This window comes from Bradyrhizobium sp. BR13661, assembly GCF_029892425.1.
Taxonomy (GTDB): Bacteria; Pseudomonadota; Alphaproteobacteria; order Rhizobiales; family Xanthobacteraceae; genus Bradyrhizobium.
In genome coordinates, this window is record NZ_JARXWB010000036.1 from 76,651 (window position 1) to 84,296 (window position 7,646).

Annotated in this window: 5 protein-coding genes; 4 read left to right on the forward strand and 1 reads right to left on the reverse strand. The window is 64.5% G+C overall.

All coding sequences use genetic code 11. The features are described from left to right. Positions 1 to 159: 159 nt before the first annotated feature. From M2427_RS36635 to M2427_RS36650, 4 genes are all read left to right on the forward strand, one after another. Positions 160 to 1,785, forward strand: coding sequence for an amino acid ABC transporter permease/ATP-binding protein (locus M2427_RS36635; RefSeq protein WP_280711666.1), 1,626 nt, complete (start codon positions 160 to 162; stop codon positions 1,783 to 1,785). Positions 1,786 to 1,828: 43 nt separating this feature from the next. Next, complete coding sequence (locus M2427_RS36640) at positions 1,829 to 3,070, forward strand: acetamidase/formamidase family protein (RefSeq protein WP_280711667.1); 1,242 nt, start codon at positions 1,829 to 1,831, stop codon at positions 3,068 to 3,070. Between the two features lie 134 nt (positions 3,071 to 3,204). Continuing rightward, positions 3,205 to 5,535 carry an acetamidase/formamidase family protein gene (locus M2427_RS36645; protein ID WP_280711675.1) on the forward strand — a complete coding sequence of 777 codons (2,331 nt, stop codon included), beginning with the start codon at positions 3,205 to 3,207 and terminating at the stop codon, positions 5,533 to 5,535. A gap of 17 nt (positions 5,536 to 5,552) precedes the next feature. Beyond that, positions 5,553 to 5,936 carry a RidA family protein gene (locus M2427_RS36650; protein ID WP_280711668.1) on the forward strand — a complete coding sequence of 128 codons (384 nt, stop codon included), beginning with the start codon at positions 5,553 to 5,555 and terminating at the stop codon, positions 5,934 to 5,936. A gap of 52 nt (positions 5,937 to 5,988) precedes the next feature. On the opposite strand, the gene M2427_RS36655 is transcribed toward M2427_RS36650, so the two are convergent. Then, complete coding sequence (locus M2427_RS36655; RefSeq protein ID WP_280711669.1) at positions 5,989 to 7,131, reverse strand: transporter substrate-binding domain-containing protein; 1,143 nt, start codon at positions 7,129 to 7,131, stop codon at positions 5,989 to 5,991. Between the last annotated feature and the right edge of the window lie 515 nt (positions 7,132 to 7,646).

Here is a 7,646-nt window from a genome sequence, read left to right on the forward strand (position 1 = left end):
AGCGCCGGGTGAGGGGGGCGCGGCAAATTCGGTGCGGCGTAAGCCCTCACCCGGATCGCATCTGACGATGCGATCCGACCTCTCCCTACGGGAGAGGTGAACCGAGCCCGGCTCACTCGCCTTCTGCCAACCTCATTCCGCTTTGATGACTGCCGACTGATGTCGCTCTTCCTGCACTATCTGAGCATGCCGTATCTGCTCGAGGGCATCGAGCTCACCCTCGAGGTGACTGCCCTCGGGCTCGGGGGCGGATTGATCCTCGGATTGATCCTCGCCGGCATGCAGCTCTCCCGCTTCTGGGTACCGGCGGCGATCGCCCGGGGGTATACCGTGATCTTCCGCGGCACGCCGCTGATCCTCCAGATGGTGTTCGCCTACGACGCGCTGCCGCATATCGGCATCAAGCTGCCGGCGGTGCTGGCCGCCGGTCTCGCGCTCGCCTGCAACGAGGCGCCGTTCATCGCCGAGATGTTCCGCGCCGGCGTGCTCGGCGTCGATCGCGGCCAGGTGACGGCAGGCCAGGCGCTCGGCATGACCCCGCGGATCCTGATGTGGCGGGTGATCGCGCCGCAGGCGATCCGCACCATGATCCCCGCGTTTGGCAACGAGGCCGTAAGCGCCCTGAAGAATTCCTCGCTCGCCTCCGTCGTCGCGGTCCAGGAGCTGACGCTGCGCTCGACCCAGCTGGCGTCCTCGACCTTCGATTTTTTCTCGATCTTCTTCGCTTCGGGCCTGCTGTACCTCGTGCTGACCTTTGCCATCAGCGCCATCCAGCTCTTCACTGAGTGGTTGCTCGATCTCGACCGCACCACAAGCCGCGAGCGCAAGCTCGCCGACTATCTGCCGTGGCGCCGCTTCGATCTCGCCACCAGGCTTGAACTCGCCGACGCGACCGTCGTCGCCGATCCCGAACAGGCGCCGGCCGAGCTCGCGGACACGCCGCCGCTGGCCTTGACCCGCGAAGAGCGCGCCCGGCGCGCCGCCACGATCGCGCGCAACAATATCGCGGTCGAGGCCAAGGATCTCACCAAGAGCTACGGCCAGCAAAAAGTGCTCGGCGGTCTTGATCTCACCGTGCGCGTCGGCGAGGTGGTCGCGCTGCTCGGGCCGAGCGGCTCCGGCAAGAGCACTTTGCTCCGCTGCATCAACCATCTCGAAAGCTGGGATGGAGGCACCGTGCGCGTCGGCGGCCGCCGTCTCGGTTTCGACGACGATGGAAAATTGCTGTCGCCGCGGGCGATCGCCAACGAGCGGGCGACCGTCGGCGTCGGCATGGTGTTCCAGCAATTCAATTTGTTCGCCCATTTGTCGGCGAAGGAGAACGTCGCCGGTCCCTTGCGCTGGGTCCACGGGATGACCCGCATCGATGCCGACCGCCGCGCCACGGAGTTGCTCGACCGCGTCGGCCTGTTGCATCGCGCCGATGCGTTGCCGCGGCATCTGTCCGGCGGCCAGCAGCAGCGCGTCGCGATCGCCCGGGCGCTGGCGCCGAACCCGAGCGTGCTTCTCCTGGACGAGCCGACCTCCGCGCTTGATCCGGAGCTTGTCAACGAAGTGCTGGAAGTGATCCGGCGCCTCGCCATCGACGATGGCCTCACCATGATCATCTCAACCCACCAGATCCGCTTCGCCGATGAGGTCGCCGACCGCGTCGCGTTCCTGAGCGGCGGCACGATCCTCGAGGAGGGGCCGGCGCACGAGGTGCTCTCCAACCCGCGCAATCCGCTGACCGCACGTTTCCTCAGCGTGATGGAAGCCGACAAGACCCCGGAGGCGGTGCGATGAGCGCTGCCTTCGCAAGGTTCAAGACCCCCGAAGAGGCCACCTCATGAAGCATTTCACGCTGCCGGTTTCGCCGAATACCGTCCACTGGGGCTATTTCTCCAAGAAAGTCGCGCCGGCCTTGACGCTGCGCTCGGGCGATCGCGCCACCATCGAGACGCTCACCCATCACGCCAATGACGACTACGAGCGCATGATCGCGGGCGATCCCGGCGCCGAGAGCGTGTTCCAGTGGACCCGCGAGCACAAGGCGGTGGCGCGCCGCGGCTCCGGCCCGACCGAAGGCCCGTTCATCCGCGGCGCAGGCGAGGGGATCGGCGTGCACCTGCTCACTGGTCCCGTGGCGGTCGAAGGCGCCGAGCCCGGCGACATTCTGGAGGTGCGCATCCTCGACGTCCGGCCGCGGCCGAGCTGCAGCGCCTGCCATGCCGGCCGCTGCTTCGGCTCCAATGTCGCGGCCAACTGGGGCTTTCACTATCACGACCTGATCGAGGAGCCGAAGCCGCGCGAGGTCGTCACCATCTTCGAGCTCGACACCTCGGGCGAACCCTATGCGAAGGCCGTCTACAATTACGTCTGGACCCCGCAGACCGACCCTGACGGCATCGTGCATCCGACCATCGACTATCCCGGCGTGCGCGTCGATCACGCCACCATCAAGAAGCGTGAGAACATCCTGTCGAGCGTCAAGGTGCCGGCGCGCCTGCATTTCGGCACCATGGGTCTGGCGCCGTCGGAGGCCGATTTCGTCAGCTCGATCCCGCCGAGCTACACCGGCGGCAATATCGACGACTGGCGCATCGGCAAGGGCGCGCGCATGTTCTATCCGGTCGCGGTATCAGGCGCCTATTTCTCCGTTGGCGATCCACACGCCGCGCAAGGCGACAGTGAGCTCGGCGGCACCGCGATCGAGACCTCGCTGACCGGCGATTTCGAATTCATCCTGCACAAGAAGGCCGATCTGGTCGGCACCAACCTGGAAGGTCTCGACCATCCCATGCTCGAGACCGACCACGCCTGGTCGTTCTACGGCTTCACCTATCCGAACTATCTCGCAGCGCTCGGCGCCGAGGCACAAACCGAGATTGCCAATCACTCGAGCCTCGACCGTGCGATGCGCGATGCGTTCCGGAAACTGCGCCGGTTCCTGATGACCGTGCATGGTCTCAGCGAGGACGAGGCGATCTCGCTGATGTCGGTAGGCGCCGATTTCGGCGTCACCCAGGTCGTCGACGCCAATTGGGGTGTCCACGGCACGATCCGCAAGAACATCTTCCGGTGCGACTAATGCATTGAAGGACATTTCGTTTTCGAGATGAATACGTGACCAACGAACCTCACCTGCGGCCCGTCGCTGCGACGGATGACCGCGTGCGTCTGGCACAGAGGTTGCTTCGATCGACCGCAATCTGGGTCGATCCGATGAGTTTTCGCCCGTTCACGAGCGAGTCCTACGCGCAAGACGACCGCCCTGAAGCCTGGCGGGACGTGCTGGCTGCGGTCGGCCTGCAACCGGCGGCGAATCATTCGTTTTATGACGGACATGCGACCGCCTCGCATCGTCATGCCACGGGCGTCGCGCTGACGCGCATGGCTGCGGGCGCGCAGAGCATCGCACCGCTCGCGCAAGCGACTGACGATCTGCCGATCGCGTTGATGCCGGTCGAGGACGGCATGGTGCTGAAAAGCACGGGCGGTCATCGCATCGTTCCCGTTGGCCATCTCGTGTTGCTGCCGCGCAGCGGCGACTGGAGCATCGTGTTCCAGCGCGACATGCGCGCCATTGTGCTGGCCGTGACCTCGGAGGCGCTGCATGGGCGCCTCTCGGGCAAACCTCGGCTCGGCGAGCCCCGCGTCGTTCCGTCAGGCGGATTCGCTGACGTCTTCGCGCGCCTGCTGGATGCGACCGCGCGCGCGCTCGACACACTCGGCGATACCGAGTGGAATGCGGTCGCGCAGTCGCTGGTCGATCTCCTGCTGACGCTCGCCCATCAGCAGGCCTCCTCGACATCGGACGCCGGATCGAGCGCGACGCAGGCCGCGCTGCTGCACCGGATCTGCCAGACCATCGAACGCCGCCTCGACGATCCTGATTTGGTGCCGGTGCGCGTCGCACAGGCGGAGGGGATTTCCGAGCGTTATCTGCAAAAACTGTTCGAGACGGTCGGCGACAATTTTACCCATTACGTTCGCGAGCGCCGGCTGCAGCGTGCCTGGGCCGATCTGTCCAATCCAGCCGAGACGCATCGCTCGATCTCCGAAATCGCCTACGCCTACGGCTTTGGTGACTCCGCGCATTTCAGTCGCGCCTTCCGCCATCGCTTCGGCATGCCGCCGCGCGAGTTTCGCCAGCAGGAAGCCGAACGCGCGACCTCGCAGCCTGGCGTTGCCGGCCAGCGCGGCTGGCCGCAGGAGGCGCTGGCCCAGCTCCGTGTGCATCAGAGCGTGGAGGCCCGCAGCAACGTCTTCCGCGCGGACATTGCTGAGCCGAGAACCGCGGGGCGCCGGCATCATCATCTCCCGGTTGAGGCCAGCCGCGTCCATTGGGGCTATTTCAGCCGCTCGTTGCCACCACAGATCGAGATCGCTTCGGGCGACACCATCACCATCGAAACGCTGACCCAGCACGCTTCTGACGCGCCGGAGATGATGATCGCGGGCGATGCTGGTGCAGAAAGCGTATTCGGCTGGACCGCCGACAAGAAGAACGTCGATCGCCGCGGTGCAGGTCCGATGGACGCAAGCGTGTTCGGCCGCGGCGCCGGCGAGGGGTTCGGCGTGCACATCTGCACGGGTCCTGTGGCGGTGAAGGACGCCCAGCCCGGCGACGTCCTCGAAGTACGCATCCTCGATATCGTGCCGCGCGCAAGTCGCAGCCCGATGCATGCCGGCCGCGTGTTCGGCTCGTCGGTCGCGGCCTGGTGGGGCTATCACTACAACGAGTTTCTCGGCGGTCCCAAGCCGCGCGAGATCGTCACGATCTACGAGATTTTTGACGACCCCGAAGAGCCGCATGCCCGCGCGCTCTACTCCTACCGCTGGGAGCCGCAGACCGATCCCTCCGGCGTCGTGCATACCACCTACGACTATCCCGGCGTCCCCGTTGCGCCGGCCACGATCAAGCGCCGGCATGCCGTGCTCGACGGCGTCCGTATTCCGCTGCGGCCGCATTTCGGCGTGATCGCGGTGGCGCCGCGCGAGGTCGATTTCGTCGACTCCGTGCCGCCATGCTATTTCGGCGGCAACCTCGACAATTGGCGGCTCGGGAAGGGATCGACCGTCTATCTTCCGGTGTCCGTTCCCGGCGCACTGCTATCGGTCGGGGATTCCCACGCCACGCAGGGCGACGGCGAGCTCAGCGGTACCGCGATTGAATGCTCGATGACCGGCACGTTCGAGGTGATCCTGCACAAGAAGGCCGATCTCGCCGGCCAGCCCTTTGCCGATCTCTCCTATCCCCTGATCGAGACCGAGACCGACTGGGTGCTGACCGGCTTCAGCCATCCCAATTATCTCGCCGAGTTCGGCGCGCAGGGCCAGAGCGAGGTCTATGCAACATCCTCGCTTGACCTCGCCATGAAGGATGCGTTCCGCAAGATGCGGCGCTTCCTGATGAACGTGAAGGGCCTCAGCGAGGACGAGGCGATCGCGCTGATGTCGGCCGCGGTCGATTTTGGCGTGACGCAGGTGGTCGATGGCAATTGGGGCGTGCACGCCATCCTCAGCAAGCGCCTGTTTCGGGACGCGTCTTAAACCCAGGGATGACTCGAGTGAAATTCCACATGATCAGCGGCGGACCAAAGCCGGTCGCGCCCTTCAGCCACGCCGTCGAAACCGACGGTTTTGTCTTCGTCACCGGCCAGATGCCGGATACGCCACACGCACCGGGCGTCCTGCCCGATGGCATCGTCGCACAAACCCGTGCCGTGATGGAGAATTTGAAACTGGTTCTTGCCGGTCTCGATCTCGGCCTCGAGCACGTCGTGATGACGCGCGTTTACCTCACTCGCTTCAAGGAGGACTACGCCACGATGAACGAGACTTACCGCACGTACTTTGCACCCGGCTGCCTTCCGGCCCGCACCTGCGTCGGCGTCACGGGGCTTGCCTATGACGCGCTGATCGAGATCGATTTGGTCTGCCGGCGACCGTAACTGTCAGTGGCCTCTACGCACGGCAAATTGCTGCACAGCCCATCTGGCAGACCTACCGCTTACCGAACCATTCCTCGTAGATCCTCTGATACGTGTCATTCTCGCGCAGCCCCAGAAGAGCTTCGTTCACCTGCTTGCGCAGCGGACTGCCGGTCGGAAAAACGATGCCGTAATCTTCCTTGTGGAACACCTCGCCGACGGTCCGCGCCAATCCTCTGCCGTCGTGGGTGGTGAAATAGAGCAGGGCCGGTGAATCGAACACGACCGCATCGAGCTGTTGGCTCAGCAGGGCATTGTAGAGGTCGTCGACCTTTTCGAATTCGACCATCTGAGCTTTGACCTCATTCAGATACGCCGTCGCCGTGCTGCCACGGGTCGTGCCGACGGTCTTGCCGACGAGATCCTGCGGCCCGTTGATCGGCCCCCTGATCTGCTGGACCGTCAGCGAAGCCGTCAGTTGCGCCGTGTAGAAGGCGACGAACACGACGCCTGTGAACATCCACAATATTGCGACGATCCGGGCCATCCAGTGCCGCGGCATCTGGTCGGCCTGGGTCGCCAGCGTACCTGCCGCCCAGAACATCGCATGGAAGATTCCCGGGAAATATTTCTTGGTTGGAATGATTCCGCTGTGATGCGTCCGCTCGACCAGGAACATCAGATGCGCCGGCACGAGGATCAGGAGGAGCGCGATGCCGAGCCAGACCAGCAGGGTGCGTGAGAAGAACAGTTGCATCAGTTCGCGCAACGGATTGGCTTCGACATTGACGGCCGTGCCGCGCACCAGGATTTGCAGGCCCGAGTTCAGGATCGGTTGCGAGAAGTCGAATCTGTCCTCTCGCTCCGACGTGATCGAGATGGCCGCGATGGCGAGATCGGCCCGTCCGCTTCCGACCGCGTCAAGCAATTCATTCACGTCGGGCAACACGACGTATTCGGTCTCGCGGTTCAATTTCTTGCCGATGCTGTTCCAGAGCTCGATGCTGAAGCCGCCAAGCACGCCGTTTTTCTCGACGACCATGGGCGGGACGATGCGGGTCGCCACCCGCAGTCTGGCGGTCTCGGCGTGAGCGGCCGACCAGGCCACACAGATGAGCAGGGCCAACATCATCAGGCGTGCGACCTTGGCCGCGACCGACAGCGGCAGCCGATCGGTTCGCGCGCGAGAGGTCGTCGTCTGATGCGGAGGAGTCATCGATGGTTTCCGGTCTCGAATTGCGCTTTGGGCGCCTGCCCCGGGACGGATTGATGGCCCAGTCCGATATAAAACACCATCCCTTGTGTTGCCCGACGGGCAGAACACCCGACCAGCGGGTCAACCGACGCGCGCGAAAATATTCAGCTTTACCGAATTTCTGATTTACAGTAGACATCCGCCACCTCATCCCGGTCAGAGGGGCGTATCGCGATCGTCACGAACGTGGGGTGAGCCGTGGTGGACGTCAGTCACGCCGCGCGAAGGTTTTTGCAGGGCGGGCAACCGTGAGCGAAGGCCTCGCGCACACGACGGGTGTGGCTGCGTACGGCAAAACCGTGTCGTCCTGACGCCCGGAGTCTGTGCGTCAAGTCTTGCGGTGATGTCTGCGGCCCAACCGGGCCCATGCATCAGTCATCCGCAAGGCGACGGGGGCAATAGTGCATCGCTCCCCGGGGAGAGCTCGGCATAAGCCGTCAACCCACTGCGCAGGGAAGGCCGTGTGTTTGGCTTCA